Origin of the sequence: Nocardiopsis metallicus (assembly GCF_014201115.1) — a bacterium.
GTDB classification, from domain to species: domain Bacteria; phylum Actinomycetota; class Actinomycetes; order Streptosporangiales; family Streptosporangiaceae; genus Nocardiopsis; species Nocardiopsis metallicus.
In genome coordinates, this window is the sequence record NZ_JACHDO010000001.1 from 807735 (window position 1) to 834700 (window position 26966).

Annotated in this window: 16 protein-coding genes and 1 pseudogene; 8 read left to right on the forward strand and 9 right to left on the reverse strand. The window is 72.3% G+C overall.

Annotated elements, in window-relative coordinates; all coding sequences use genetic code 11:
• Positions 1-51: 51 nt before the first annotated feature.
• The 7 genes and pseudogenes from HNR07_RS03505 to HNR07_RS03535 all read left to right on the forward strand — a co-directional run bounded on the left by HNR07_RS03505 (position 52) and on the right by HNR07_RS03535 (position 7664).
• Positions 52-858 carry a hypothetical protein gene (locus tag HNR07_RS03505; RefSeq protein ID WP_184361840.1) on the forward strand — a complete coding sequence of 269 codons (807 nt, stop codon included), beginning with the start codon at positions 52-54 and terminating at the stop codon, positions 856-858.
• Positions 859-901: 43 nt separating this feature from the next.
• A complete protein-coding gene (locus HNR07_RS03510; RefSeq protein WP_184361842.1) occupies positions 902-1576 on the forward strand; it encodes a TetR/AcrR family transcriptional regulator in 675 nt (224 codons plus the stop codon).
• A gap of 66 nt (positions 1577-1642) precedes the next feature.
• Positions 1643-2008, forward strand: a pseudogene (locus tag HNR07_RS03515) (MerR family transcriptional regulator); the annotation flags it as partial.
• Positions 2009-2112: 104 nt separating this feature from the next.
• Positions 2113-3084: an aldo/keto reductase gene (locus HNR07_RS03520; protein ID WP_184361847.1), complete on the forward strand. Its 972-nt coding sequence runs from the start codon at positions 2113-2115 to the stop codon at positions 3082-3084.
• 178 nt (positions 3085-3262) lie between these two features.
• Positions 3263-5386, forward strand: coding sequence for a hypothetical protein (locus tag HNR07_RS35420; protein WP_281386359.1), 2124 nt, complete (start codon positions 3263-3265; stop codon positions 5384-5386).
• A gap of 37 nt (positions 5387-5423) precedes the next feature.
• Positions 5424-6182 (forward strand): SEC-C metal-binding domain-containing protein, encoded by a 759-nt coding sequence (locus tag HNR07_RS03530; RefSeq protein WP_184361849.1) that lies wholly within the window; start codon positions 5424-5426, stop codon positions 6180-6182.
• A 141-nt stretch (positions 6183-6323) separates the two neighbouring features.
• Positions 6324-7664 carry a DUF5685 family protein gene (locus tag HNR07_RS03535; protein ID WP_184361852.1) on the forward strand — a complete coding sequence of 447 codons (1341 nt, stop codon included), beginning with the start codon at positions 6324-6326 and terminating at the stop codon, positions 7662-7664.
• Positions 7665-7689: 25 nt separating this feature from the next.
• Here the strand turns inward: HNR07_RS03535 and HNR07_RS03540 are convergent, their stop codons facing one another.
• The 8 genes from HNR07_RS03540 to HNR07_RS03575 all read right to left on the reverse strand — a co-directional run bounded on the left by HNR07_RS03540 (position 7690) and on the right by HNR07_RS03575 (position 23696).
• Positions 7690-8025: a hypothetical protein gene (locus HNR07_RS03540; protein WP_184361855.1), complete on the reverse strand. Its 336-nt coding sequence runs from the start codon at positions 8023-8025 to the stop codon at positions 7690-7692.
• A 749-nt stretch (positions 8026-8774) separates the two neighbouring features.
• The gene (locus HNR07_RS03545; protein ID WP_312893566.1) at positions 8775-10016 is read right to left on the reverse strand and encodes a TIGR02679 family protein; all 1242 of its coding nucleotides are present in this window, start codon (positions 10014-10016) and stop codon (positions 8775-8777) included.
• A 6-nt stretch (positions 10017-10022) separates the two neighbouring features.
• On the reverse strand, positions 10023-14129 hold the full coding sequence (locus HNR07_RS03550) for a TIGR02680 family protein (protein WP_184361858.1): 4107 nt from the start codon (positions 14127-14129) through the stop codon (positions 10023-10025).
• Positions 14126-15457, reverse strand: a complete 1332-nt coding sequence (locus HNR07_RS03555) for a TIGR02678 family protein (protein ID WP_312893568.1) — start codon at positions 15455-15457, stop codon at positions 14126-14128. The genes HNR07_RS03550 and HNR07_RS03555 overlap by 4 nt, the downstream gene beginning before the upstream one ends.
• On the reverse strand, positions 15454-17049 hold the full coding sequence (locus HNR07_RS03560) for a TIGR02677 family protein (RefSeq protein ID WP_221318697.1): 1596 nt from the start codon (positions 17047-17049) through the stop codon (positions 15454-15456). The genes HNR07_RS03555 and HNR07_RS03560 overlap by 4 nt, the downstream gene beginning before the upstream one ends.
• An 842-nt stretch (positions 17050-17891) precedes the next feature.
• On the reverse strand, positions 17892-20018 hold the full coding sequence (locus HNR07_RS03565; RefSeq protein ID WP_184361861.1) for a plasmid pRiA4b ORF-3 family protein: 2127 nt from the start codon (positions 20016-20018) through the stop codon (positions 17892-17894).
• A 128-nt stretch (positions 20019-20146) separates the two neighbouring features.
• Positions 20147-21769, reverse strand: coding sequence for an SWIM zinc finger family protein (locus tag HNR07_RS03570; protein ID WP_184361864.1), 1623 nt, complete (start codon positions 21767-21769; stop codon positions 20147-20149).
• 100 nt (positions 21770-21869) lie between these two features.
• Entirely contained in the window at positions 21870-23696 is a 1827-nt protein-coding gene (locus tag HNR07_RS03575; RefSeq protein WP_184361867.1) for a SpoIIE family protein phosphatase, read from the reverse strand.
• A 1271-nt stretch (positions 23697-24967) separates the two neighbouring features.
• Here HNR07_RS03575 and HNR07_RS03580 point away from each other — a divergent pair.
• Positions 24968-25294 (forward strand): SEC-C metal-binding domain-containing protein, encoded by a 327-nt coding sequence (locus HNR07_RS03580; protein ID WP_312894057.1) that lies wholly within the window; start codon positions 24968-24970, stop codon positions 25292-25294.
• Positions 25295-25440: 146 nt separating this feature from the next.
• Here HNR07_RS03580 and HNR07_RS03585 read toward each other — a convergent pair whose 3' ends face one another.
• The gene (locus tag HNR07_RS03585) at positions 25441-26859 is read right to left on the reverse strand and encodes a GntP family permease (RefSeq protein ID WP_184361870.1); all 1419 of its coding nucleotides are present in this window, start codon (positions 26857-26859) and stop codon (positions 25441-25443) included.
• Between the last annotated feature and the right edge of the window lie 107 nt (positions 26860-26966).

Here is a 26966-nt window from a genome sequence, read left to right on the forward strand (position 1 = left end):
CGGGCCGGGGCGGGCGAAACCACTCAGGCCACTCCCACTACCCTGTGACCCATGACACCAGGACTTGAGGGGTCGGGCAACGGCGCCACCACCCTCCTCATCCCGGGGGCCTTCAACGGCCCCGACGGATCCGGCAACGGCGGCTACAGCGCGGGACTGCTCGCCGGGCGGCTCACCGCCCCGGGCGGTCCGGCCGTCCAGGTCACTTTGCGCACCCCGCCGCCACTGGACCGGCCGCTGACGGTGGCGGGCACCCCGGAGGAGGGCTTCCGGCTGACCGACCCCGCCGCCGAGGACTCCGCCCGCCTGGTAGCCGAAGCCGTGATCACCGACTCCCTCGGCACCGACGCCGCATCCGGTGCCGCGGTGATCCCCGGCGGCCCGGTCGGCGTCGGCGAGGCTGAGGCCGCCCGCAAGCTCTACGCGGGCCTGGAGCGGCACCCCTTCCCGCGCTGCTACAGCTGCGGCCCCGAGCGCGCCGAGGGCGACGGCCTGTTGCTGTTCCCGGGATCGGTCCGCCCCGGGCAGGGCCCCGACGGGGTCGGCAACACCGTCGCCTGCGCCTGGGACGTGCTCCCGGCGGTGGACGGCGGCGACGGCACGGCCGCCCTCGCCCAGGTCTGGGCCGCGCTCGACTGCCCCGGCGGCTGGTCGAGTGACATCTCCGGCCGTCCGATCGTCCTGGGCCGGATGACCGCCCAGGTCCTCGCTGCCCCGCCGGTCGGCTCCACCCAGGTCGTCATGGGTCACCTGGAGGCGGTCGACGGCCGCAAGGTGCACACCGGCAGCGCCCTCTACGACCAGGACGGCCGCCTGCTCGCGCTGGCCCGGGCGACCTGGATCGCGATCCGCCGCTGAGGAGCGGACCGACCTGCCTGCCCCTCCAGTACGGTGAACCCTTGTGGCCTTCGAAAACACACAGCAGACCGCGCCGAACGACGACGGCGCCTCCGCCGAGCCCGCCGCCCAGACCCCGGCGCCCCGGCGGGGACGGAGCGGGCGCGGACGCGACCCCGAACGGCGGCGGACCATCCTGGACGCCGCCGACCGGGTGATCCAGCGCGACGGCCCCGACGCCTCCATGCTCGCCATCGCCACCGAGGCGGGGATCAGCAAACCGATCCTCTACCGGCACTTCGGTGACAAGAGCGGCCTCTACCAGGCGCTGGCCAAGCGCCACGTGGACCCGCTCATCGAGGTCATCCGCGCCGAGCTGTACCAGCACACCGAATTCGAGGTGCGGGCCCGCGCCACGGTCGGCGCGTACCTGTCGATCATCTCGCGCAACCTCAACCTGTACCGCTTCCTCATGGACCGGGCCACCTCCGAGGACGTGCGCACCCGCAGCGACCTCGGGCTCATGGTGCGCCGCCTGGGGGAGGAACTCGCCGACCTGCTGATCAGCGAACGCCGGATCAGGGGCCGGTTGCGCGCGCAGATCGCCGCGCACGCCATCGTGGGCATGGTGCAGGCCGCGGGGGAGTGGTGGCTGGAGCACCCGGAGGTGAGCGAGGCGGAGATCATCGACGACCTCACCTCCGCCGTGGTCGGCGCCATCCGCGGCAGCGGGACCTGACCGGATCAGCGCCCGATCTGACTTCGGGCTTGACCTGGAGTGCACTCCAGGTCGCATGCTTGGCGCATGAAGGACTACTACACGCCGGGTGAGGTCGCCGAACGCTTCGGCCTCACCCTGGACACCCTGCGCTACTACGAGAAGGCGGGCCTGCTCCGGCGGGTGGACCGCGCCCCCAGCGGGCACCGCCGCTACCGCACCGACGACGTCGACCTCCTCCACCTGGTCCGCTGCCTGCGCGACACCGACATGCCCATCGCCCGGCTCCGGGACTTCGCCGAGCTGGTCCGCGACGGCGACCACACCATCCCGGACCGCCTGGACGTACTGCAGAGCCACCAGCACCACCTCAACACGCGCATCGCCGAGCTGCGCGAGCGCCAGGACACGATCCAGCACAAGATCGACTACTACCTCGGGGTACTCGCCGACAACCCCGGCCTCGCCGAGCGGTCCGCTCCCACGGGCACCACCTCCGGCACCGCTTCCGCCCCCGAGGTGACGGCTGTCGCGGCCACCGGGAAGGAAAACTCCTGATGCGCTACACGACCATCCAGGGCCGCACCGTCAGCGCCCTGTGCCTGGGCGCGATGCAGTTCGGCAGCACGACCGACGCCGCCACCTCCGCCGCGCTGCTCGACCGCTTCGTCGAGGCCGGGGGCACCTTCGTCGACACCGCCGACTGCTACCAGTTCTGGGTGGAGGGCGGCCAGGGGCACGAGAGCGAGACCTTCCTCGGCGGCTGGCGGCGCGAGCGCGGGGTCACCGACGAGGTCGTCGTCGCCACCAAGCTCGGCGCCCAGCCCACCGTTCCCGGGGCCGGGTTGGAGGCCCAGGAGGGGCTCTCGGCCAAGGCCGTGGCCACCGCCGCCGAACGCAGCCGCGCACGCCTGGGCGTGGACACCCTGGACCTGCTCTACGCCCACCGAGAGGACCCCCGGACGCCGATCGAGGAGACGATCGGGGCCTTCGCCGAACTGGTCGCCCGGGGCGAGGTCCGGGAACTCGGGATGAGCAACCACCGCACCTGGCGGTTGGAGCGGGCCCGTGCCGCCGCCGAGGCCAACGGCTGGCCGCGCCCGCGCGTGCTCCAGTACCGGTACAGCTACCTGCAGCCCCGCCACGACGCGGCCCTGGAGTCCTCGGGCCACATGCACGTCACCCCCGAGCTCCTGGACTTCGTCCGCGCCGAGGAGGCCGCGGGCCGCGAGCACGCACTGGTCGCCTACACGCCCCTGCTGACCGGTGCGTACATCCGGCCCGACCGGCCCCTGGAGTACGCCTACGACCACCCGGGCACCGCGGCGCGCCTGGCGGCCCTGGACGAGGTGGCCGCCGAGGCCGGCGCCACCCGCAACCAGGTCGTCCTCGCCTGGCTGATGGACCACGAGCCCAGGGTGGTCCCGTTGGTCGGGGTGAGCAGCCTCGCCCAGCTGGACGAGGCGCTGGAGGCCACCGACCTGACCCTCACCGCCGAACAGCACTCCCGGCTCACCGCCGCGCACTGACCCCTTCCCGCACCGCCCCTCGCCCCCGGGCGCGTCCATACTTCGCAAAGCTCACAAACGCCCGCATAACCCCGCTTTCGCGGTTTCCTGTCGCTTCGGGCGGATACCTTCCCTAGGGAGACGCGGCCACCCGAGGTCGCGCGCACCAGCGCATCCGTGAACCAGTGGGAGGGGCCACTTGCCCGAGAGCACATCGTTGGAAGCGGACTCCGGTGCCTTCCACCAGATCCACTTCGCCTGGGCCGAGCCCACCCTCCTCGGCCGCATCGGCCCCGGGCCCGCGGCCACCTCCCTCCCGCAGCGCGACGAGCCGGTCCTGCGCTCCTGGCGCGACCGGCTGATCCCCGCCCTCACCGCGGACTACCGCTCGGCACTGCCCGACACCGACCCGGCCGCCTACCCCGAGACCCTCTGGGCCCGCCACTACCCGGACGGCCAGAGCGCCCTCGTCTACCGCTGGCCGGGCGACGTCCGCCAGGCCCACGCCTGGGCGATCGTCGGCCCCACCCGGGGACTCACCTTCTCCCGGATCCTCGCCCTGCACGAGAACCCCCATACCCGCCCTGCCCCGGCCAGGCCGCCGGCCCCCGGCTGGGCCGCCATGCGCACCCTGCCCGCCCCCGAACCCTGGGAACACACCTGCGCCCCCGGCGCCCTGCGTACCCGGGACCGCCGCGCCGCCGAAACCCGGATCGACAGCGAACCGATCCTCATCGGAGCCGTGGCGCGGGCCCTCGAAAACCCCGACCAACCCGTCCACATCACCCTGGACCCCGACCGCGCCGACCTGTGGCAGGCCACCCAGCTGCGGTTCCTGTGGGGGATGCACCGGATCCTGCACGACATCCTCACCCCCCGCGCGGCCCTGCCCGCCGAGGGCTGGAACTGGTCCTTCTCCACCTACGACCCCGTCCTCGGCCTCGAAGACGGCCCCCACCTGGCCTTCGGCCCGCCCACCGCAACCCCGGCCTCCCCCTTCCTGACCCCTGCGCCGAGCGACCACCTCAAGATCGCCGACGGCCTGGTCACCGTCCTCCGCGAAGAGGGGGGTGGCGCCCTCGGCGACCACCTGCGCGCCCGGGGCGTCCCGGAAACCATCGACTTCACCGATCGCCGGGCCCTCCTGCGCGACTGGTTCGACCCCCGCCCCAGAGCCGCCCCCCAACCCCGCGGCCAAGAGGAAACCCTCGAAACCGCGGATACCGCCGAACCCACAGCACCCCCCGGAGCCGCAGCGCTCCCTGCCCTCCACCCGCCCCAGGAAACCCCTGAGCCCCACTCCTCCCGTGAGCCTGCTGAGCCGCAGACGCCCGGGCAGGCACAGAGTCCTGGGTACAAGGAACCTGGAGGTGCTCAGGAGGCCTCGGAGACCGCGGAGCCCCCCAGGCCCGGGGCGGGCCGTGACACCGCCCCGGACCCCGAGCCCCAGACGGGCCGGAGCGGGACCGAGTACGAGTTGGCGGAGGCCCCGGACCCCTTCGCTGAGGAGGGGGCCCAGGACACCTCCGAACAGGAGACCTGGGCGGGCTCGCTGGGCGGGCGGCCGCACACCTTCCTGGGGGTGGGCAGACGCCCGTCCCCGGAAGCGGAGCCGCCGGAGGAGCCCGTCACCGACCCCGGGGCCGGGCAGCCCCTCGACCCGCCGCCGCCCCCTGAACCGGGTGAGGCCCGGACCGTCTCCGCCTCCACACCCCCGGAAGCGCCCGAGGGGGAACCCCCCGCACCCGCCCCCGTCCCCGAGACCCGCACCCCTGCCGACGCCCCCGTCCCCGAGACCCGCACCCCCGCCGACGCCCCGCCCCTCGCGGTACTGGCCGCCGCCGAGACCGAACCCCCCGACTACGCCGCCGAGACCGAACCCGACACCGACCAGTTCACCGAGGACTCCGACGACAACTGGCCCACCCAGTACGTCGACCTCCCGCTCTCCCGCCTGGAGCGGTGGCACTACAAACGAGGCCCCGAAGGGGCCTACACCGACGTCGTCGACGCCCGAGCGGCGGTGCGGGCCGAACGCTCCGAACTCCAACGGGTCCGCGACGAGCGCGATCACTACCACACTGAGGTCCAGGAACTACGCAGGGAGATCGCTCGCTTGGACCAGTCCTGGATCGACTCCGAAGCCACCTCCGACACCCCCGAGCACAGACGCCGCTGGCCCCGGGTCCTCCTGCTCCTGGTGCTGCTCGCCGTGGTCTTCGCCGCCGGCCTGCAGATCGGTGCCAGCACCGGGCTGGACACCCTCGGCCTCCTGGCCCTCCTCACCAGCCCCCTCACCTCCGCCAGCTGGTGGCCCCTGTGACGGGCAGCACCCACCACGCACGTTCTAACCTGGGAGGATGACCGACATTTCCCCGGCCCCCGCTGCGGTTCCGCAGCCGTTGTGGGACGCCGTCCGCGGCCTGGACCTGCCCAAGCAGCACCTGAGGGACCTGACCTCCTTCCCCGAGGAGGCGGGTGAGATCCTCCTGGACGCGGTGGACGCCCTCCGCGAGCGGGACGTCGGCGCCGCGCGCACGCTCGCCGAGGCCCTGCGCGAGCACGCCCCGCAGCCGGGGCACCGCCAGTTCGCCACCAACCAGCTCGCCGCGATGCTGCGCGCCGAAGGCCGGACCGAGGAATCGGACGCGCTGCTGGAGGAGCTCATGCGCCCCGGGCTCGAACGGGGCGTGGCCCTCCTCCTAGCCGAGGACCTCGCCGGGCAGGGCGCCTACGACAAGGCCCTGCACTGCTACAACGTCGTCTGCCGGGGCATCCTCGCCGAACCCCCGGAGACCGTCGCCGAGCTCAACCGCCTCGGCCTGATGCCGCTGCTGGGCCGCGCCCGCATGCGTGAACTGCTCGGCATGACCCCGGACGCACACGACCTGGCGACCCGCTCCACCGACGCCTACCTGCCCCCGCTGGAGAACCTCGCCGACCTCCAGGGCGGCGGCCCCAACGGCAGCGCCCCGCAGCGGGCCTTCCCCGGTGAGATCCCCGCCCGGACCGGCCCCGGAGAGCGCTCCACCCCGCCCCCGCCCGGACGCAACGAGCCCTGCTCCTGCGGTTCGGGCCGCAAGTCCAAGAAGTGCTGCGGCTCCCCACTGGCCCGCTGAACTGAGCCGTCGCCGTGGCCGACGGCCCCGTGCATGACCGCCGCCCGTCCGGCCGGAATCGGCCGGAACCAAACCCGAGGCAAAGGAGTCACATCCCGCGTCAGTGCGCGACAGGCGCACCGGGAGAAGAGGTGTCGGCTCGTGTTCGGAATCCTGCGGCCCTGCAGGCACAGCCTGTCCGAGGACCTGGCCCGTGAGTGGATGTCCCACATGTGCGGGCTGTGCCTGGCACTGCGTGACGACCACGGCCAGGCCTCCAGGGTCGCCACCAACTACGACGGTCTCGTGGTGTCGGTCCTGACCGCCGCCCAGTCCGAGGCCCAGGCGGGCAAACGCACGGCCGGACGCTGCCCTCTGCGCGGTATGCGCGGCGCCGAGGCCGCCGACGGCTCCGGGGCGCACCTGGCCGCGGCGGTCTCCCTGATGCTGGCCTCCGCCAAGATCACCGACCACATCGAGGACGGTGACGGCCTCTACGCCCGCCCCGGGGTCCGTGCCGTCGCCGGCCGGGTGGCCGCCCGCTGGCAGCGCGGCGCGCGGAAGGCGAGCAGCGGTCTCGGCTTCGAGGCAGGTGCGCTGACCGCCGTGGTCGACCGTCAGCGCGAAGCCGAACTCGCCGCGGGGGAGGGCACGGACGTGCTCACCGTGACCCGCCCGACCGAGGAGGCCACCGGCGAGGCCTTCGCGCACACCGCCGTCCTCGCGGGCGTCCCGGCCAACGCCGCCCCGCTCCAGGAGGCGGGCCGCCTGTTCGGCCGGGTGGCCCACCTGCTGGACGCCGTGGAGGACCGTGAGGAGGACCTGGCCAACCACGCCTGGAACCCGCTCACCGCCACCGGCACGCCCGTCAGCCGGGCCCGCGAACTCTGCGACGACGCCGTTCTCGGCGTCGAACTGGCTTTGGGTGAGGTGGCGTTCACCGACGACCGCCTGGTCCGCGTCCTCCTGGTCCAGGAACTGCGCCGCGCCGTGGCCCGCGCCTTCGCCCATGGCGGCCACCCCGCCGGAGGCGACCCGCTGAGTCCCGGACACCCGCTCAGCGGCGGCCACCAGCACGGCCCCGACCACGGCGGCCCCGAGCACCACGGCCCCGAGCACCACGGCCCGGGGCACGGTCACAGCGGGCACGGCCACGACGGCCGTGGTTCAGGCGGCCACGGTTCGGACGGTTCCGGGCCCGCTCACACCTCCGGTAAGCGGGGCTGCTGCACCGCCTGCGTGTGCGGCACACCCGAGCTCACCGAACCCCCGCACAGCCGCGGGATCCTCGCGGGCTGCGCCACGGCCCTGTTCATGTGCGGCACCTGTCAGTTCTGCTGCCGCGACCCCCACCCCGGCCCGTGGTCGGGCGAACCCCGGGACTCCTGGTGTGACGCCTGCGAGTGCGTGGGTGAGGCCTGCGGCAGCTGCTGCGACGCGGTCAACTGCTGCAAGGTCTGCAAGAAGTGTGACTGCGAATGCGACTGCTGTTGCTGCGGCTGATCCGGCCGCCGAACCCCTCCCGGGGTCAGCGGTCGCAGCTCCGGCACCGACGGGTGGCCGCGCGCTTGGTGTTGCCCCCGGTGGCCTTGAGGGGAGAGCTCTCACTGATCCGCCGCCACAACTGCGGGGCCGGATAGTTGACCCAACCCCACGTGGGGGCCTTGACCTCCGAGTCGGAATGGTACGAGCAGCCGAGCCGGTGGGCCACACCCCGCAGGGAGATGAGGATCGCGTCACCGGCCGGGTGCAGCCGCACGGTCGAGAACGGAGTCCCCGTCCCGCAGTTACCGATGTAGTCACGGGGCAGCGCACAGGCACAGCCCTCGCCGATGGGGAGTTCACAGAAATCGCAGCGCTTCATTCTCCTACAGTGCACCCACTCAGTGACGATTGGGCAACTTTTCGTGCCTAACGCGCCACGAAAAAAATAAACCTTCCCCGGGAGCCCACTACCCAAGCCTCCAAAACACCTCTGTTTTCCAGCGCAGAGCCGCATCCCGCCTGATGAGAGGTCCCCGAGCCCAACCGAAGGTGACACCCCTCACCCGACACGCGGCCTCAGGGATCCTGCCCCCGCACGTGATGGGCCTTGTCCTCGCCACACCTGCCTGGGGCCGACCCTCTGATCGGGGTCCCGGGCAGCTCCGGTCCTGCTCCCGTCCCGACTCGGAGTGATGTCGAGACCGGCTCTCTCCAAGAGGGAAGGTCTATCTGCCGGGGGACACCTGTCTGCTCCCCTCTCCCTCTTCCACGGGGGGAGCCGGGCGGCGTGTAGCGGCAATCATCGCGACTCTCTCAGACAGAAGGGAGGCGGCTGCTCCCATCCTGAACCAGATCCGAAATCCCCGCGGAGAGCCTGTGGACAACCCGGCTTCCTCCGGAAACCACCACCCGTGCACCGCGATGCGGGCCAGGACCGGAGCGTGTCGGAAAGCCAGTCCGGTCCCCTCTCCCCGGACCCCGAGGCGCGGGGCGGCACCGTGGCCTTCCCACGTGGGTCCCCTCCCCGCGCTGCTCCCTGGACCACTCGCGGTTCACGGGCCAGCCGTGCCTGCCGAGTTACCCAGGCCGTCCGCGTCAGTCCCGGCCGACGACGGCTGCCCCCCGCGCTCAGGGCTTCGCGGCCGCGGCCCGGAGGTCGGCCACCAGGGTGTCGGCGACCCTCTCCTCGTGGACCGCTACCCCCTCGGCGGTGATGGTGTCGGCCAGGTCCGGGTCCCACGGCGCGGGGGTGACCCGCCCGGGTGCCGGAGCCTCCTGGACCCGGGACAGCGCGGCCAGGTAGTCGTCGGCCCCCATCCGCCAGGGAGTCACACCAGCCACGGCCATGAGGTGGGCGGCGATCCGCAGCCCCTCCCCGTCGAAGTCCCCGTGGTAGCGGAGCTCGGCCCCGCCTTCGGAGAGCGTGCGCAGCAGGGCGATCGCCGCGCTGTTCGGCCACCCCGACACGCAGACCAGGGGCGGGCAGTCCGGTCCCAGAGCCCGTTGGGCGCGGGCGAGGACCGACGGGTTCTCCACCACGAACACCACCGGGGAGGGCTGTGCCAGCTCAGCGCTGTCGGACACAGCGGATATCTGGTCCAGGGTGGCGACGGCCGCCCGCCCGGTGTCGGCCCACATCCGAAGGGTCGAGGCAAGCGGACCCGCGCCACCCGGGCGCAACCCCAGGACCAGGACGGAGGTGGAATGGGAATCGCAGTCCACCCCGAAATCGCCCCACAGCGCACGCCGCTCCTGTGCGTTCGAGGGGGCGTCGACATCGCGCAGGACGGCCAACGCCCGCAGGACCAGACCGGGCAGCGCCCTGGTGCCGTCCAGGGCGTGCGGGTCCCCGGTCGCCTCGGCGGCCAGCGTCGGCAACGGTCGCCCGTCCGCCAGCGGGAGGGCGGCGAGCACCGCGAGGGCCTGCTCCAAACGGCGCCGCAGCCCTTCCGTGTCACCTCGCGGCACCCGGTCGGCGCGGACCAGATCCACCCACCGCGCCAGCGCGGGCTGCGCCGAGACGAGCGGGTGGGAGGACAGCCAGGCCCACAGCCTCTCGCGGTCCTCGGCCGCCCGCGCCCGATGCGCCGCCCGGTCGTCGATCGGCCCGACCAGCGCACGGGCCACGGTTCGGGAGTCGACGCCCAGCGGGGCGAGTGCCGCGTCCAGCCGGTCCAGGCGCACGCTCATCTTCGGGCCCGGGTAGGAGGCGAGCCCCAACAGGTCGGCCAGGGCCGCCTGGGACACCTCGTCCAGGTTCCGCACGGTCACCGAGCGTACGGTGGCACCCGAGGAGAGCCGGTCGTGCACCGCGTTCCACAACGGGGAGAGGGCCTCCTCGGCCAGATGATTCGGTACGTCAGAACTCACGTCCGCCTACTCCGCCTCGTCCGCCTCGTCCACCTCCAGGGCTCTGCCCGTCCACACCCACCGGGCCGTGGTCACCGCGTCATCCGCCTCGTCCGCCTCGCCAGGGATGAGTTGGTGGACGGCGATCCCGTCCAGCTCGGCGTAGGTACACCACTCGTGGTCGCTGGTCAGCACCATGTCCAGGTCGAGGTCGACCAGCAGGGCGAAGATCTGCCCCCGGTTGGCGGCGTCCACACCCACGAACACCTCGTCCAGCAGGATGAACCGCGGAGCCTGAGCGTCGGTGGTGTAGTGCGCCGCCACCGCGGCGAACAGCGGCAGGTGCAGCGCGATCGCCTTCTCCCCGCCCGAAAGCCTTCCGTGCGCCCGCCGGGTCAGCTGCTGCCAGCCCGCACCGTCGTCCTTGTCCAGCTCGACGGTGAACCGGTGCCAGGCGGTGTAGTCCAGGACCTGGCTCAGGTGCTCCTCCCAACTGGACGCGGAGTCATCCGCGCGAGCGTCGTCGATGCGTTCCCGGAAGAACCCGTGCAGGGCCTCGCGTTCATCGTCGCCGAGGTTGCGGGGATCGCGTTGGAGCAGACCCCGGGCGCGCTCGGTGCCCGCCGGTGCGTCCGGAGCGACGTCCCAGCGCAGGCGCACCGAGATCCGGGAGGCGGTACGCACCCGGGACAACCGATCGTTCATCCCCTCGACCAAGCCATTGGCCCGCCGGAGCCGGTCGGCCAGGTGCCTGCGCGTGTCACCGGTCAGCACCCGGTCGAACAGGGCACGCTCCTCATCGGTCAGGTCCGTGGACCGCACCCGGCGTTCGCCGACCAACGCGTCGTGCAACCCGCACGCACCCACACGTACCCCGTCAAGGAGTGCGCTGACCTCCTGAATCTCTCCCTCGTTGGTCAACTCCAGGTAGGTGCGCGCGGCCAGGGTGTCGCGGACGGCGTGCACGGCCTCGGCGACCTTGGCGCGCGCACCGCTGATCCGCTCGGGAGAGTGGTCGGCGCGCTCCGAGGTGGCCGCCACCGCACGCGCCGTTTCCAGGGTGTCCCGTACGGTGGGATCCGGGGGCAGGCTCGCGTCCAAGCCGGAGTCCTCGTGAAGAGGGGTCCCGAACAGGGAGCGGAAACGGTCGGCGGCGGCGTCGCGCGCGGCGACCGCCGCCTCATGCCTCTCCCGCAGGCCGCGCACCTCACCGAGCAGTTCCCCGTGACGCCCCCGCAACGTGAGCCGATCCGCGCGCAGCGAAGACAGTTCACGGCTGAGTGCGCTCAACCGCCTCTCCACGGCGGCCACGCGCTCCTGGACCCTGCGGTGCTCCACCCCCACCGTGGAGTCCATCGCGGCCAGTCGCTGCCTCAGGTCACGTGCGTTGGCCTGGGCTCGGGAGGCCGCTTCGGCGGTCTCCGCGGCCTCCTGTTCCTCCTCTTGGGCGAGGTCCACGGCCCGGTCCCGGCGTTCCACGAGCCCGGACAGCTCCACCTGCCCGTCCAACCAGTCCTCCACGGCCTGGCCCAGGGTCGCGAGGGCGGCGCGGGCGCTCTCCAGGGCCTCCCTCTCGGCGGGCAGCCGGTGCCGCGCCGCCACCGTGCGCAGGTCCTGTTCGGCCGCGGACAGGACCGGGAGGTGGGCGTTCAGGCGTTGACGCTGTCGCTCGAGGCCGCGGTGCCGGTCGGCGATCCGTTCCTGGGCCGAACGTGCTTCCTGCGCCGAGGCGCGCGTCACCGTGTCGGAGGGCAGGGATTCCGCTTCGGCGTCCAGCCGCTGACGCCTCTCCGCCAGGGTTTCCAGCTCGGCCTCGGCCCCGGTCAGGTCCGTGTCGAGCGCACGCAGCCGATCGCTGAGTTCGGCGACGGCCCGTGCTCGGGCCCGTTCCCGTGCGCGGGCACCGATGTAGGCGGGTTCGGGTTTGGACCAGTGACCGTGCAGGGGGCCCATCCGCCAGTGGCCGTCCCCTCCGACCGCCACCGGAGCGGACCGCCCGGAGCCCGGCTCCGGGCCGGACGCGAGCGCGGAAGGGGTCTGTCCCGACCCCGTGTAGGCGATCCCCGCCAGCAGGGTACGGACGTGTTCGGCGGGGACCGCGGCGTCCTCCTCCACCGTCAGCACGTCCAACAGGCTGGGGCCCCGGACCGGCCGCGCGGCGGCGGTCGCGACGGTGTCACCGACCACCCCGGCCGCGGGCACCGACCCGTCGGGCAGTACCCACGCGTCCAGCAGCCCCGACGCCTCCAGGGCCGCCTCCACCCCGGCCCGTTCCGCATCGGGGATGCTGTCGGCGAAGGCCACCAGACGCCACATCGGAGCACCCCGGAGCTCTGACCGGTCGCCCGTTCGGGTTCGCGGGGCCGGGGGCGCCACCTCCTTCTGCGACTCCCACTCGGTGATCTCCGCCGCCACTCGGGAGCGCTCGGCGGCGATGTCCTGTGCGCGCTGACGAATCCCCTGACGCAGGGCCGCCAGGGTCTCGCCCGCCCTCTGCCGGGCCGCGGCTACCGCGGTGTGCGGTCCGGCCCCGCTGTCCGGATCGACCTGATCGGCCAGCGCTTCGGTGTCGTCCAGGGACAGTTCGGACAGACCGCGTGCCCACACGGCCAGTGCTTCGTGCAGGTCCGCCAAGCGCGCCTCGTGTTCGGCCGCGGACTTGTCGCCCAGGGCTTCGGCGTCGGCGAGTTCCTCCGCCAGCTCACCCAGGTCCGACTCCAGCTCCTCCCGGCGTCGCAGCCGGTCGTGGTACACGTCCAGGGCCGTGAGGACGTCGCCGATCTGCGCTCTCCGGTTCTCGGCGGTGGCACGCAGCAGCCGACGGGCAGACCCCACCCCCTCCGCGCCGGCACCTTCCAAGGAGACGATCGCCTCACCGAACAACCCCGCCAGATCAGCGCGTTCGGCCGCACGTTCCACCACGGAACGAGCGGCCGCCACACCGCGGTCGGCCCGCGCGGTCCGTTCGGTCAGTTCCCGGGCCTGGCTCTGTGACCGGACCGCCGACGCACGGCGCCGACCGGCCTCGGCCTCCTTCCGCTCCGCCTCCGCTTCGGCCTGCCCGGCCTGCTCACGCAGGAGCGCGATGCCCGCCCCGGCCCGGTAGGCCTCGCTCTCCCGGAGCCCCTGGAGTTCGCTGGAGTCCGAACGCTCCCCTTCCTCCAGTTCCGACTCCCGAAGGGCGAGCCGCTCCAGGTCCTCCATCGCCCGCGAAGCCGCACGTTCGGCCTCCCCCGCGGCGCGGCCGCACCGGTCCGCGTCGGTGGTGGCGGAGATCAGGTCCGCGGCCGCGCCCCGCAGCACCCGGGAGGCGTAGAGGCGCTGCCGGTCGGCGAGGGCCTTGGCCGCTTCGACCTCCTTGGTCAGGGCCTGCAGTTCCACCCTGTGCCGGTCCAGGCGCTCGAACCCGCCCGCGATATCGGCGAGCTCCCCGCGCCCCAGGGGCGGCAGCGCGCTGGACAACAGGGACGACAGCAGCCCGGGGTCCAGGCGTTCGGAGAGCTTGGGCGTGCGAAGCTGCAGCAGGGCGGTGATGAGGGCGTCGTAGCGGGCCTGGTCCAGTTTCGGGTACAGGAGCGAACGCACCGCGGACCGGTATTCCTCCGGCCCCGGGTACACGGTTCCGACCCCCCGCTCCTCGACCGCCTCCTTGAGCTGTTTGACGGTGAGCGGCTGCTCCTCGGGGGTGAGCAGGGACAGTGAGTCACCGACGCGCGCGGCCGCGGTGAAGTAGGTGGCCTTGACCGAGGAGACGTCCCTGGTGGCCTGGAGCCGTGCCCCCAGGGTGAGGAACTCGCTCCCGGAGGGTCCTGGCCGCTCGAACTCCAACCACACGTACCCCACCCGGGTGGCGCCCGGGTAGCCGTGCCCGATCATGTTCCAGTGCATGACGCGTTCGTTGCCGCCGAACGTCGACAAACGGTTGGGGCGCAGGCTCGCGTCCAGCAGGAAGGGCAGCAGTAGTTCCAGGGCCTTGGACTTGCCGGTTCCGTTGCGTCCGCGCAGCAACAGCCGTCCCTGGTGGAAGGTCAGGACCTCGCGGTAGTAGCGCCAGACGTTGAGGATGCCCGCACGGCTGGGCCTCCAGCGTTCCCCCGAGCGCTCCATCAGGTCCTCCGTGCCGGTGTCGGTCATGCTTCCTCTCCGAAGTCGGAACGGTCGACGGCGTAGCGGTGGGCGGCGGGCAGGGCACGGTAGCCCACCGTGCCGGGCGGGCCGCAGGACCCGGCGGGCCCGCCGGGATCGGCCCGGACCAGGCCGTGACCGACCAGCACCTCCAGGGCTCCCCGGGCGAGCCGGGCCGCACCGCCCTCGCCCCGGAAGGACTTGGCCCACGAAGGCCTGCGCTCCAAAAGCCCTTCCACCTCGTCGCTCAGCGCGGCCAGGGACACCGAACCGGGGGCGGCCAGGAGCACGTCGAGCAACAGCAGGGAGGTCTGCTTCACGTGCCCCTCACCGGGGAACCGGTCGTCGGTGGCCCGCCCGTCGGCGTCGACCAGCAGATAGCCCTCGGCCCGCTCCTCCAGACGGAAACCCGCTTCCTCGGCGGCACGCCGGATCATCTTGCGGCCGGTCAGGCTCGACGCGTACTCCGCCTCGGCCGTGCTCAGGTCCGCCGTGTAGACCACCGGGTCGTCCAACAGGCGGCGCATCAGCGAGTGTCGGGCCCACAGGGTGCGCTGGTTGCGGGTGGGCCCCGCGTGTTCGGGCGCCCCCTCTTCCCCGGAAGCCCCGGCCTCACCGGACGTATCCGTCTCACCGGGGATGCCCGACTCGGCCGTGACACCGTACCTCTCCTCGACCAGGAGGGCGGCCAGGTCCGCATGCGCCCCGCCCAGGCGGGACGGCGGAACCGGTGCGCTGAGCAGCCGGGCCAGCCGCGCGCTGTCGGATCGGTAGAGGACCAGGGCGTCCGCTCCCGCCAGGTAGGACTCCGTGGCGCCGTCCACCGCGGTAATGGCCCCGTAGCTCTCCAACAGCAGCAACGCGTCCACCAGCGCCGACCGTTCCGCCCGGGACGAGGAGTCGAAGTCGGCGATGCCCTCCTCCGCCGCGCACGTGTGCGCCACCCGCTGGGCGAGCAGCCCGACCGTCGTCCGGTTCAGCACGGTCAGCTCCGCCGCGGCCAGACAGAAGAGCGTGTAGCGCCGCCGGTCGAAGGCCGACCTCGTCCCGCGCACCCGCAGCGCCGGACGCGGCGAGGCCAGGTAGGAGCCGCCCGCTCGCACCTTGGCCAACCGCGCGTACCCGTGCCGGGGTTCCACGGTGAGCGTCCAACCGCAGAAGAAGTCGAACCACCTGGTCAGCTCCGTGCGCTTGCGCCGCACCAGGGTGAACGCCTCCTCGTCGGCGTCCCGGGTCAGCAGCGGGGAAGCGAGCATCGACCGGATGCCCTGGGCCATGTCGTCCCTGGTCTCGGTCACCCTGCGGTTGGCCGTGCGGGCCCGGGGCAGGGTGCTCACGCCGCACCTCCTTCTGCGACACCAAAGGATCCGCGGGGCGGGGGAGCGTCCCCGGCGCGGGCCGGGCCCGGCACACTGATCGACACCACGTGGTCGGGTCCGGTGAACTCCCCGCGCGGTGTCCGCAGCGTCGCCACCCGGCCGTCCGGCGGCGGGTACAGGACGATCTCCATCCTCCCGTCGAAGGTCAGGGCGCGACGCGTACCGTCACTCGCGACCGGTTCGGCCAGGGCCTGGCCGAGCAGGGACAGCAGGTGCTCGAACAGGTCGTGTTCCAACATCCCGAACGAGGACAGCCGCATCGGGCCGTCCGTGGCCAACAGCTGTCGGGCCCGCTCCGTCTGCGCCCGCTGGGCCAGGGCCCGTTCCCGGCGGCGCCGCTCCGTCGCACGCACGTCGCGCACCCGGGCCGTGCGGGCGACCCGACCCGACCGCCCCGACGAACGCAGGTTCGGGGAGACGGGTACCGGGTCCGCGTCGGCCCACGCCGTGCCCGGCTCGATCAGCTCGCCGTCCTCGTGCCCCAGCACCGCGTGCCGAGCAGGGGAGAGGCCGGTCAGCGCTGACCACAGCAGGGGCAGCTCCTCCTCCGAGGCGGCCCCCGCGAACCACCGGGCGGCCGTCCGCAGGTCCTCGGCGGTGCTGGAGGCGCGGCGCCTCGATTCGGTGATGCGCTCCAACGTCTCCAGCAGAGCGCCGATCGCCCGGCGCGCCACCTCGTGCAACCGCCGCACACCCTCCTGGCCGTCCTCCGCGGGCGCGAACCACAGCCGCAGCCCCGACCACTTCGCGCGCCGACCGTCCAACCAGTCCGCACGGACCCGTTCGTCCGCGCTCGGCGGCAGGTTGGCCCCGTTCAGGGCACGCTCCAACAGGCGGGCCGTGCCGTGCTCCTCCACCCTGGCCAACGCGTCGGCGATGGTACGGGCGCGTTCCTCCAGGTTGTCGACGAACGCGTCCAAGTACCCCACGGTGGCCTTCTTGACCTCGTGGAAGGTGTCCAGGTCGGCGCCGTCGGCGCGCAGCAGCCGCTGGAGTTCGTTGTTGAAGCGCTTGGTGTTGTCGCGCAGCGAGTCCAGATGCCCCTCCAACTCCTGGAGGGTGGTGAAGACCCGGCTGTCCTGAGCCGGGTCGTCAGCACTCATCAGCGTGTCGAGAGCGGCCAACCGGTCGCCGACGGCGTCCAACACGGCGGTCTGCAGCGCGCCCTTCTCCTTCAGGCGCTCCAGGACGACGCGGACCCCGGCGAACTCGGCCTCTCCCCGCGCGGTCAGCGTGTACTGCACGTTCTTGCGCTCGAACTCGGCGGCGGTGGCGTAGGACGCCGTGTAGCTCTGGGAGGACTCCAGCAGGTCGAGGGATTCCAGGTGGCGCAGTGCCGCCTCCACCTCGTCCTCGTCCACCGGATCGGTGTACCCGGTCCCCGGCAGTCGGCCGTGGACCTGCTCCAGCAACAACGCCGTCTCCAACCGCTCGTTGGCGTCGTTGAACACGTGCAGGATCGCGAAGTACAGGTCGCGCCTGCTGCCGGAGGTGAAGTCGAAGACCCGCGCCGGAAGCCGCTCGAAACCCTGCACCCCGGTGCCTCCCATGCGTCGTCGGACCCTGGGCCCCAAACTACCCAGGGCGTGGGGAAGGCCGTCCGCCGAATCAGCCGAAAGCGTCACCTGTACCGTGCCCGGCCTGGACAATGAGCGTGTGCGTTTCATCGAAGCGTATTGGGAATCGGACCGTCTCCGGCTCTGGGCGATCGACTCCGATCTGCCCGCCTCGACCCCTTCCCGGAAACGGATCCGCCCCCACCCCTACGCACTGGGACCGGAAGGCCTGGCCGAGGCGTTGGGCCTGCCCGGCCCGGGGTCCGCCGAGCCGGACCAGGAGGTCCTGAACCTTCCCGGAGTACCCCGCCACCCGGTTCCGCCGCCGTACTTCCCCGCCATGGCCGATGCACCGCGGTACCCGACCGACCAGGTGACCGTCCGTCCCTGGCTGGTGCCCACCCTCGACCTGGCCGGACCGGGCGCTCTGGTCCTGCTCCGCCGCGCCCGACACAGCCAGGCGACCGCCGGCCCCGCCGTCATGTTCGCCTGGGCGTCCCTGCTCGACGAGCACCCCCTCCTGCTGTTCGCCTGGCTGGGCCGGACCGAGGAGGAGGTCCTCGACGCCCTGGAAGCGACGGTGCCCAGCGGCCCCGCAGGCGAACTGGCCGTCGAGGTCACACCGCTGTCCGAGAGCACCGCCGACTTCTGGACGGGCGGGCGACCTCACACCGCTCGCCCGCCCCCGCCCCTTCGACCCGCTCTCCCGCTGGGAGGGCGCCACACCGGCCGTCGCCTCCGGCCTGGCCCCGATGTACGAACGGCTCAGGCGCGGTCCCGGCGGCACGGAGCACACCTGACCTCACCGGGGCGGGGAAACCCCCTGAACCCCGTCATCACCCCTGGCTACGGGCCTTGTGCGCGGCACGCCGGGCCGTCTTCGCCGCCTTCTTGTCGGGGTGCAGCCGACCCAGCGCCTCCAGGACCTCGGTGGTCGCCGGGTGGTCGACCTTCCACAGCTGATCGGCGCGATCGGCCAGCAACTGCCCGATCGCCCCCGACCCCTCCTCGGTGGCCAGCCCGAGCAGGTCGACGAAGCCCTCCTCACCCAGCTCCAGCGGTCCCGACATCCGGTCGACCGCCAGCCAGAGGCCGTACTCGTCGTTGAGCGCCTCGGCCTCCTCCTCCGGGAGTTCCGGACGCGAAAGCAGCGCACCGGCGGCCAGAGCGGTCACCGTGCGCCGGTCCGAACCCAGTAGGGCGCGCAGCTCCGGTACGACCTCCTCCCCGGCCGAGCCCAGAACACCGGAACCGAGGACGCGGCGCAGGGGCCCGAATTCGGTGGGGTCCGCGGCGGCTTCGGCGATCTCCCGCACCGCCTCCTGCGGTGTGCGCGCGGCCAGCCAGGGGACGGTCACGGTCGAGTGCAGTTCCGGAGGAGTCGTGCTCAGCAGGTCGAGGAGTTCGGCGGCGTCTGCAGCGGCCACCTCCTCGGTGAGCGGAGCGGGGACAGCGGAACGGAGCAGGATCTGGCGTACCCCATAGCGGCCCAACGGGGTGAGCACGGCCAAGCAGTCGATGGCCGGGCCCGGCTGGTCGCTTTGGCCGCTCAGTCCGAACGGGTTCTGTTCCAGCACCGCCTCGCGAACCTCGGCGGAGGTGGCGTCGACCAACCGCACAGCGCCGGCCTCCGCGGCCTCGTGCATCATCCGGTACAGCGGCGGAAGGGTGAACTCGCCCAGGACACTGTCGTATTCGGCGGCGTGGTCCGCCGCGGCTCCGGTGTCCCCGAAATCCTCAGCAGCGGCAGGGGCCCCGGCGACGTCGAGCTCCCCGAAGTCCCCTTCGACAGCTGCCGCCATCGTGCGCACCAGTTCGGCCAGGTCGGCCTCGAACTCGTCGGGGGCCTCATAGAGCATACGCAGGGCCAGGTAGATCAGTTCGAGGTCGCTGAAGAGGTGGTCGGCCCCGCCCGAACTACTCCCGCCGACCCCGAAGGACCCTTCGACGGTGGGTTCGAACAGTTCCGTCCACCACTCCAGAACCCTGCCCGGGTCCGGCCCCGACCCCAGGAGCTCGGCGCAGGTGTACGCCCTTCCGGACCTGACCTCGACCAGCCCCAGATCCACGGCACTGTCCCAAAGGTCCAGGAACTCCGGTAGACCCCTGGCGGAACGCAACTTCCGCACCCGCTCAGCACGCTCCTCGGCCTCCGCCTCGGAGGCGTGCGGCCACAGGTCGAGCTCCCCGACCGCCGCACGGACGTCGTCGGGCCGGGGCACCCCGGTCCCGGTCAGCTTGTTGTCGGGCGAGACCCACCGGGCCAGCGCCAGCAGTTCGCGCAGGGGAGAGGTCTGCAGGGCCGCGGCGGCCAGCTCCTCCTCCGGCGGCAGGGCCACCGGCCGGGCCGGGGACGGTTCCTCGTCCTCCTCGCCCGGAGCCGTTCCGCCGAACATCTCCCGCAGCCCGTCCTGGATCAGCTCCAGGTCCAGCTCGTCGGGTTCGAGCGATTCCACCCACATGAGCTGTTCTTCGGCGACACTGTGGTCGCCGCGCCCGAGCTCCTCGGGGTGGTCGCGCAAACGGCGCAGCTGCTCGAACGCGTACACGCCGCCGCAGTCCTCCGGCGGCCCGCCGCCGTGACCGTCCAGCACCCGCGGATAGAACGTGTCGGGTTCGGCCTCCCCGGTCGCCTCCACCACGATCAGGTGCCGCCAGTCGTCCCCGAAGTCATAGGTGTAGACACCCCTGGACCCCTCGCGGCTCAGCACCTCACCGATGCTGGCCTCGAACTCGTCCAGGTCACCGGTGCCGGACCCGTCTGCCTCGCTGTAGCGCCGCTTACCGAACTCGAAGGCGTGCGGGTGCGCATGCTCCCAGTCCATCACGACCTGGATGACCAGGTGCAGGTGGCTCAGCCTGAGATCGGCGGGCACCTCCACCAGCCGCCACACCGGCGGCTCGGTCCCCTCCAACACGATCCTCAACCGGTACACCCGGTTCTCGGGAGACTTCTGGGTCATCACTGTTCCTCGTTACCCGTTCTTGTACGGGTACCACTCCTACCGCTTTGCAGGCCGTCTCGCAGCGCTTCGGCCGAGGAGGGGCACCCGTGAGTGGCACCTGTGAGGGAAACCGTGACCGCCGGAGCTCACCCGCCCAGCCCCACCCGGTCGAGTTCGGCCAGGAAACGCCGCTTGCGCCGGTGTTCGGTCCGCAACTCCACCAGGAACGACCGGGCCTGGTCTTCTCGGCCCGAACGTCCGTACAGGTCGTACACCCGCCGGGCCAGTTCGGCGGCCTTCGGGTACAGGCCGGTACTGGCCGGCCGGAGCTTCGTCTGCACCATCGGCGCGTACACCCCGATCGCGTCCTCGGGGTGTGTCTCCTCCCGCAGGGCGGCCACCCGCAGCCATTGGCCCGCGTCGCAACCGTGCTCGGCGGCCGCCGCCCACACCTGCTCCCCGTCGCCCTCGTCCAGCAGCACCTCCACCAGCGGGCAGGGGAAGTGGGGGCCGGGCCGCCGAGCCGCGGCGCGGCGCAGCAGCGTCAGGGCCTGCTCCCGCACCGCGGGCCAACCGCTCTGCGGGGTGTCCTCGCGCAGGGCCCGGTAGGCGGTGAGCCCGGGGGAACGCTCGAAGGCCTCCCAGCGCACCGCCTGGAGCTCCTCCGCGCGGCCCTGCTCCCTCAGGGCGCGTGTGAGGTGGTCGAGGAGCCGCTGATCCGGCCTCCCCGGTTCGCGCAGCCCCTTGAAGGCCCACTCAAGGGCCTCCTCGGCCCGACCCGCCCCCTGCAGGGCCTCGACGATCCCCGCGTAGTACACGCGCTCACCCTGGCCGTACACCCGCACTAGGAGGTCGGTGTCGCCGGTGAGCCGGGCGTACTCCGACCTCAGGAAGCGCATCGTCCACTCGCTCGCGGAGAAACCGTCCGCGAAGAGTCGCTCACCGTAGGCCTCCAGGCCCGCCTCGCCCAGAGCCTCCGCGTAGTGATCCAACAGCAGCTCCGGAAGACCCGACCCCTTCACCTGTAGTCCGAGCAGCCATCCCGTCAGTTCCGAGGCGTCCGGCCGCGCGGCCGCGCAGGCCTCCACGTGCACCTCCACCAGCTCGGCCGCCGCTCCGCCCACGTGTCCGGCCGAGTCGTCGACCATGCCCGCCTGCCCGCTCAGGGCCGTGATCGCGTGCCGCGCCAGCTCCTCGGCCGCAGCCGCCTCCCCCCGTTCCAGGAGGCCTTCCAGCTCCCCGACCACCCGGTGGACCGTCCCCGCGTACTCCCGCGCCTGCCGGTACTCCACGAAGCCGTCGATGCGCAGGGCCCGCTCCACCCGGGCGCGCGCTCCGGCACCCCCGGGGAGTCCGCCCGCCAGTTCCGCGCTCGTCTCCAGCCGCCGCCGGAACCCGGGATCGTCGTCGGCCGCCGCCAGGACCAGGTCCACGAGCTCATCGGTACCGAGCGAGCTCAGGTAGCAGCGCAGGCCCGGGGCCGTCGGTACTTCGACCGCGTGCTCGGAGTCGTACAGGTACACCAATCCCAGGGCCACGCAGTGCTTGCAGAAGTTGCCCTCCTCGGCCCACGGGCAGTCGCAGTCCCACTCCATCCCCCGGCGAGTGGGGGTCAGCTCCACCAAGTAGGTGTGCGTACCGGCGACGGTGCCGCGCACCGTCCTGCCGTCGAAGGTCACCCCGCTCACCTGGGAGACGTAGTCGACGCCCCGGTGGTAGGACTTCGCACCGGCCATGTGGACGAGGTCTTCACGCGTGTAGGAGGGCATGGGTCCATTGAACCGGGAACGCCCCTGTGCTCGCGGCCGGTTCCGCCCCCGCACACGCGTCAGGGGCTGAAGAGATCGACGGAGCCGCCCCGCCGGGGCGCTACACCGGGTCGGAGGTGTCCCGCACCGGAGAGCCCTCCACCCGGGAACCGGGAGCGCCGCGCTCGGGCACGGCGGGGCTGTGCGCGCGCTGGGGCGCCGCCGGGTCCTCGTCCGCGCCCGCGCCCGCCGGCGGGATGCGCAGGGCGAGCAGGGCGACGTCGTCCCCCTTGGGGTCGATACGGGCCAGGAGCCCGTCCAGGAAGTCCTCCAACTCGTGTTCGACCAGGTCAGCGGCGTGGCGGCGCAGCTCCTCCAACCCCGTGTCCAGGTGCCGGTCACGGCTCTCGACCAGACCGTCGGTGTAGAACAGCAGGGTGGACCGCTCGGGCAGCTCCTCCCGGGCGTCGGGCCACTCCAGGCCCAGGTGCAGGGCGGAGTTCATACCGAGCAGGGGGCCGTGCCCGTCCTCCAGGTAGCGGGCCTCGCCGCCGGCCGTGACGAGCAGCGGCGGAGGATGCCCGGCGTTGACCCAGTGCAGGTGCCAGGGACCGCCGTCGGGGCCCTCGATGCGGGCGAAGACGACGGTCGCCATCGGAGCGTCGCTGGTGTGGGTCATCACCCCGTCCAACCGCCGCATGATCTCGCTCGGGGGCTCCTGGCGGTCCCAGGCCAGTGCCCGCAGCATGTTGCGGACCTCGGCCATGTGCGCGGCGGCCTGGAGGTCGTGGCCCACCACGTCCCCGATGACCATGGTCGTGACGCCGTCAGCGAGGAGGAAGGCGTCGTACCAGTCCCCGCCGACCTCGGAGGCCTGCTGCGCGGGCTGGTAGCGGGCCGCGAACCACAGGTGGTCGACCTGCGGCAGCGGGGTCAGGAGCTGGCGCTGCAGGGTCTCGGCCATGTCGAGGCGCTGCTCGAAGAGCCGGGTGCTCTCGATCACCAGACCGGCGCGCCGTGCGATGTCGGTCAGCACCATGATCTCGGCGTCGGTGTAGGAGGTCTGCTGCCCGCGGCGGGCCACCGTCAGCGCGCCGAACACCTGTCGGCGCGTGTACAGCGGCACCACCATCGCGGAGCCCTCCCCCAAGTGCTCGAACAGTTGCCGGTGTGCGCGGGCGATCGGTTCGTCCGGCTCGCCGTCCTGGGCGCTCGCGTCGAGCAGCACGGGTTCGTTGTTGTACAGGGCACGGGCCAGCGCCGCACGAGAGGCATGCGGCAGCGGCGGCAGCGGACCCTTCAACGACTCCGCGCCGCCGCGGTCACCGCGGGAGTGCACGGCGACACGCTTCAGGTCCCCCTCCGTCCCGTCCTCGGGGAGCAGGTCGACCACCGCCCAGTCGCCGAGTTCCGGCACCAGCAGCCGGACCAGCCCGTCCAGCGTCTCACCGATGTGCAGGGAGGAGATGAGCAGCGTGGAGACCTCCGCCACCATGCTCAGCCGGGTGGTGAGCTCCTCCAGGGCCGCCAGGTGCGCGGCGGTCTGCTCGTTGGCGTCCCGGTGCTTCTTGAAGTCGTGGAAGACCACGACGGCGCCCTCGAAGGCGCCCCCGTGCTGGAGCGGGGAGGCCGCCCAGATGATGGGTACGAGCGTGCCGTCCCCCCGGAGGTAGAACTCCTCGCTCCCCTCGGAGTGCTCACCGCTGTCGAGCACGCCCATGATGGGGCACTCCCGGCGCGCGATCTCGTTCCCGTCCTCGTCGCGGTGCAGCAGGTCGTGCATGTCCGCACCCAGCAACTGCTCACCGGGGCGGTCGACGATCTGCCGCGCGTAGGGGTTGGAGGCGGTGATGAGGCCCGAGGAGTCGAGCACGAGCATCCCCGCGCCCACGCTGTCGAACACCGCGCGCAGCATGTCGGTCTCCCAGGGTCGGCCGATGTCGCTCATCCTTTACCTCCGGTCCTTTCGCCGATGGGGCCCGCGGCGCGCGGGGCCGGACGCGGCGGCCGGTCGTCCCGGCAGGCGAGGGCGGCCCCCGCCGACGCTGACTTCGATCCCGTTGCCGTTCCCGGCCCCGTTCACGGTCGCGCCGTGTCGGCTCGCAATACCCGTTCGGACGGGGTGCGTACACACCGGCACCCTCCGCGAACGGGCCAGGTCAACGGAGTACAGTCTGGTGCCCGGCACTGCCCAAAAGGGGGTATCGCGCCATCAATGGCATGTCACCGGCGGAGCGGCCGGCGCCGCACCGGGGCGCTTCACAAGAGCGAGCAGGCAGGACGGTTGCCGGGTAGCCCAGGTCGGCAGAGCTGTGAGGCGTCGACCTCTCCGGCGTCCAGGGTCCGGTCCGAACCGTCCGTCAGCTTCCAGCGGGGGCCTTGGACTCAGAGGTACCTGCGGTCGCACTCCCAGGCCAGCACGAAGGGATCCATCGCGGTCAGCTTGACCGTGAACTCCACCGGCCCCTCGTCGGGCTGCCCCCGGCCCTTCGTCGTCCTGCGCGGTTTCTTCGGGCCTCTCAGAGGCGGAGCCGGGCCCGACCTCCACCACCCCGCAGCCGCACGCCACGAGTGCCGCTGCCGCTGCCCCCACCACAACCCCGCGCATGACGCCCCCTGACCGGGTCCGGATCCTTCAAGTCTGGCCACACGGCGGCGCAAGGCTCAACCAGCTTCGGGTATCACGCCGCCAAGCATCTGTCCGGAACCGGACGGCGGACGCGGGAAGGTCCGATCGGGAAGGGCACGCGAGCATCCGCCGAAGAACTCCCGGACGACCGGGCTGGTAAGCCGATTCGTGCCCGAGTACGGGCGAACCTTGGCTACCGTTTCGGCATGGCGCACAACACTCTGTCCCCCGACCACCAGGTGGACCCGACAGGTGGGGCCTGGTGGCCGCTGTGACACCGATCGGGCTGCCGGAGCACGTCCTCGAAGAACTGGGCCGGTACCCGGAATCGGCGGGTGAGATCCTCCTGGAAGAGGCCAGCACGTCCGGGGCCGTCGAACACCCGGAACGGGCGGTGCGGGTTCTCGACGCGCTGATGGCCCACGCACCGGAGATCGATGACCGCCAGTACGCGGCTTCGGAGAAGCTGAAGTCCCTACTCCAGCAGGGGAGCGCCGAGGCGGACGGCCGGGCTGGGACCTCACCCGGTTCAGCCCGCACGCCAGCAGGGGCGTCAGGTCCTCTGCTCCAGGGAGGACTTCGCCTTGGCGGTGGAGAGCGGACTGCTGGACGGGGAGTCGGCGGCCGAGGGCGCGGACGCGTACTTCCGGGCGGGGGAGCGGGTGATGCGCGAGTCCTCGCGTGAGGACCCGGACCTGGACTGGTACACGGTGCTGTTCTCGGTCGAGGAGATGCGGGAGTTCGCACGCGAGAGGGGCGGGGACCCCTCGGACCGCGAACTCCGCGCTGAGCGGAGCCACACCCTCGCGCCCGACGACCCGCGGCTGTGCCCCTGGCCGCCCGAACGCAACCAGCGGTGCTGGTGCGCGTCGGGCCGCAAGTACAAGAAGTGCTGCGGGTCTGCGAACGCGCGCTGAGCCCTACCGGGTACCCGCGAGGAGGGGCGGCCTGCTGAGGCGGCCCGCACCGAAGCTGTGAGCACGGGAAAGGGGCGGTACGGACCAGGTCCGCACCGCCCCGGACACCGGCGGGTGCCAGTGCCGGTTCCACAGCCGCACGCCGCTCAGAACGACCCGACGACGGAGACCAGGCTCACGAGTGCGATGACCACGAGGACCGGGATGGCCAGGGTCACGACACCGAGGTCCTTGTAGGACTGCCGGTGGGTGAGCCCGCAGACGATGAGCAGGGTGACCACGGCACCGGAGTGCGGCAGCGTGTCGAGCCCGCCCGCGGCCATGGCAGTGAGCCGGTGCATCGCCTCCGTGGCGACACCCTCCTGCTCGGCCATGGCCCGCAGGTCCTCGCCGAGGGCGTTGAGCGCGATCGTCATACCGCCCGAGGAGGAGCCGGTGAGACCTGCGGTGATGGACACGGAGAAGACCGAGGTCCACAGAGCGCCGAGGCCGAGGCCGAACACCGAGTCGCGCACGACGGCGAAGGCGGCGACCGAGGCGACGACCGCGCCGTAGCCCACCTCGGAGGCGGTGCTGAAGATCGGGAACATGGACCGCTTGGCGCCGTCGACGGACCCGGCCCACAACGTGGCGAAGTTACGGAAGTTGAGGGCGACCAGGACGAGGATCGCCGCGATGATCCCCAACAGCACGGCCCACAGACCCATGCGCTGCTCGAAGGCGACCCCGCCGAACTTCTCCTCCGCGAGGTAGGACCAGTCGAGGGCCGGGAAGATGAGCAGGGTGCACGCGAAGTTCACGGCGAAGACCGTGAGCAGCGGTAGGAAGGGGACGAGGCGGTTCGCCGGTTCGAGCGTGTTGACCTGCTGGTCCCCGGTACCGGCATCGGTGGACCCGTTGGCCGAGCGCGCGCTCTCGGCGCTGTCGAAGCTCTCACCCTTGCGGATCAGCGCGGTGCGCCGGTACTCGAGCCACAGCAGGCCGAGGCCGAAGATGAGGGCGCCGCCCAGCAGTCCGATGCCCGGGGCGGCGAACGAACCGGTGCCGAAGAACTGTCCCGGGATGATGTTCTGCACCTGCGGGCTGCCGGGCAGCGCGGTCATCGTGAAGGTGAAGATGCCCAGCGCGATGGTCGCGGGGATAAGCCGGCGGGGGATGTCGGCGACCCGGAACAGCTCGCGGGCCAGCGGATACATCACGAAGGCCACGACGAAGAGGCTGATGCCTCCGTAGGTCATCAGGGCCGAGGTGACGATCGTCGCCGCGATCGCGCTCCGCGAGCCCACCAGCTTCGTCACCGTGCGGGCGATGCTCTCCGCGTAGCCGGTGACGGTCATCAGGACGCCGAAGATCGCACCGAACAGGAACACCGGGAACCAGCTGCCGACGAAGGCGGCCATCGCCGGCATGAAGATCTCGGTGTAGGAGGCCAGGATCGGGGCCCCGGAGAAGACCACCGCGACCACCGAGGCCAGGGGAGCGGCGAGGATGACGGGGACACCGCGGTAGGCGAGGGTGATGAGCAGGAGCAAGGACGTGATGATGCCTATGATTCCCAGGGCCATGGGACTCCTCGGGGGTCGGGGCAGCGCCTGCCGGGCTCTGGGCGGGGGACGGCTCTGTCTGAGAGTCCCGGTGCGGTCGTCCGGCGGCATGGGGGTGTGCCGTGTCG

Excerpts from the sequence above, each read along its gene's own strand:
- HNR07_RS03505 (WP_184361840.1), top strand. The coding sequence starts at position 52 with ATGACACCAGGACTTGAGGGGTCGGGCAACGGCGCCACCACCCTCCTC.
- HNR07_RS03520 (WP_184361847.1), top strand. The coding sequence starts at position 2,113 with ATGCGCTACACGACCATCCAGGGCCGCACCGTCAGCGCCCTGTGCCTG.
- HNR07_RS03530 (WP_184361849.1), top strand. The coding sequence starts at position 5,424 with ATGACCGACATTTCCCCGGCCCCCGCTGCGGTTCCGCAGCCGTTGTGG.
- HNR07_RS03540 (WP_184361855.1), bottom strand. The coding sequence starts at position 8,025 with ATGAAGCGCTGCGATTTCTGTGAACTCCCCATCGGCGAGGGCTGTGCC.
- HNR07_RS03550 (WP_184361858.1), bottom strand. The coding sequence starts at position 14,129 with ATGACCGACACCGGCACGGAGGACCTGATGGAGCGCTCGGGGGAACGC.
- HNR07_RS03560 (WP_221318697.1), bottom strand. The coding sequence starts at position 17,049 with ATGGGAGGCACCGGGGTGCAGGGTTTCGAGCGGCTTCCGGCGCGGGTC.
- HNR07_RS03565 (WP_184361861.1), bottom strand. The coding sequence starts at position 20,018 with ATGACCCAGAAGTCTCCCGAGAACCGGGTGTACCGGTTGAGGATCGTG.
- HNR07_RS03570 (WP_184361864.1), bottom strand. The coding sequence starts at position 21,769 with ATGCCCTCCTACACGCGTGAAGACCTCGTCCACATGGCCGGTGCGAAG.
- HNR07_RS03575 (WP_184361867.1), bottom strand. The coding sequence starts at position 23,696 with ATGAGCGACATCGGCCGACCCTGGGAGACCGACATGCTGCGCGCGGTG.
- HNR07_RS03585 (WP_184361870.1), bottom strand. The coding sequence starts at position 26,859 with ATGGCCCTGGGAATCATAGGCATCATCACGTCCTTGCTCCTGCTCATC.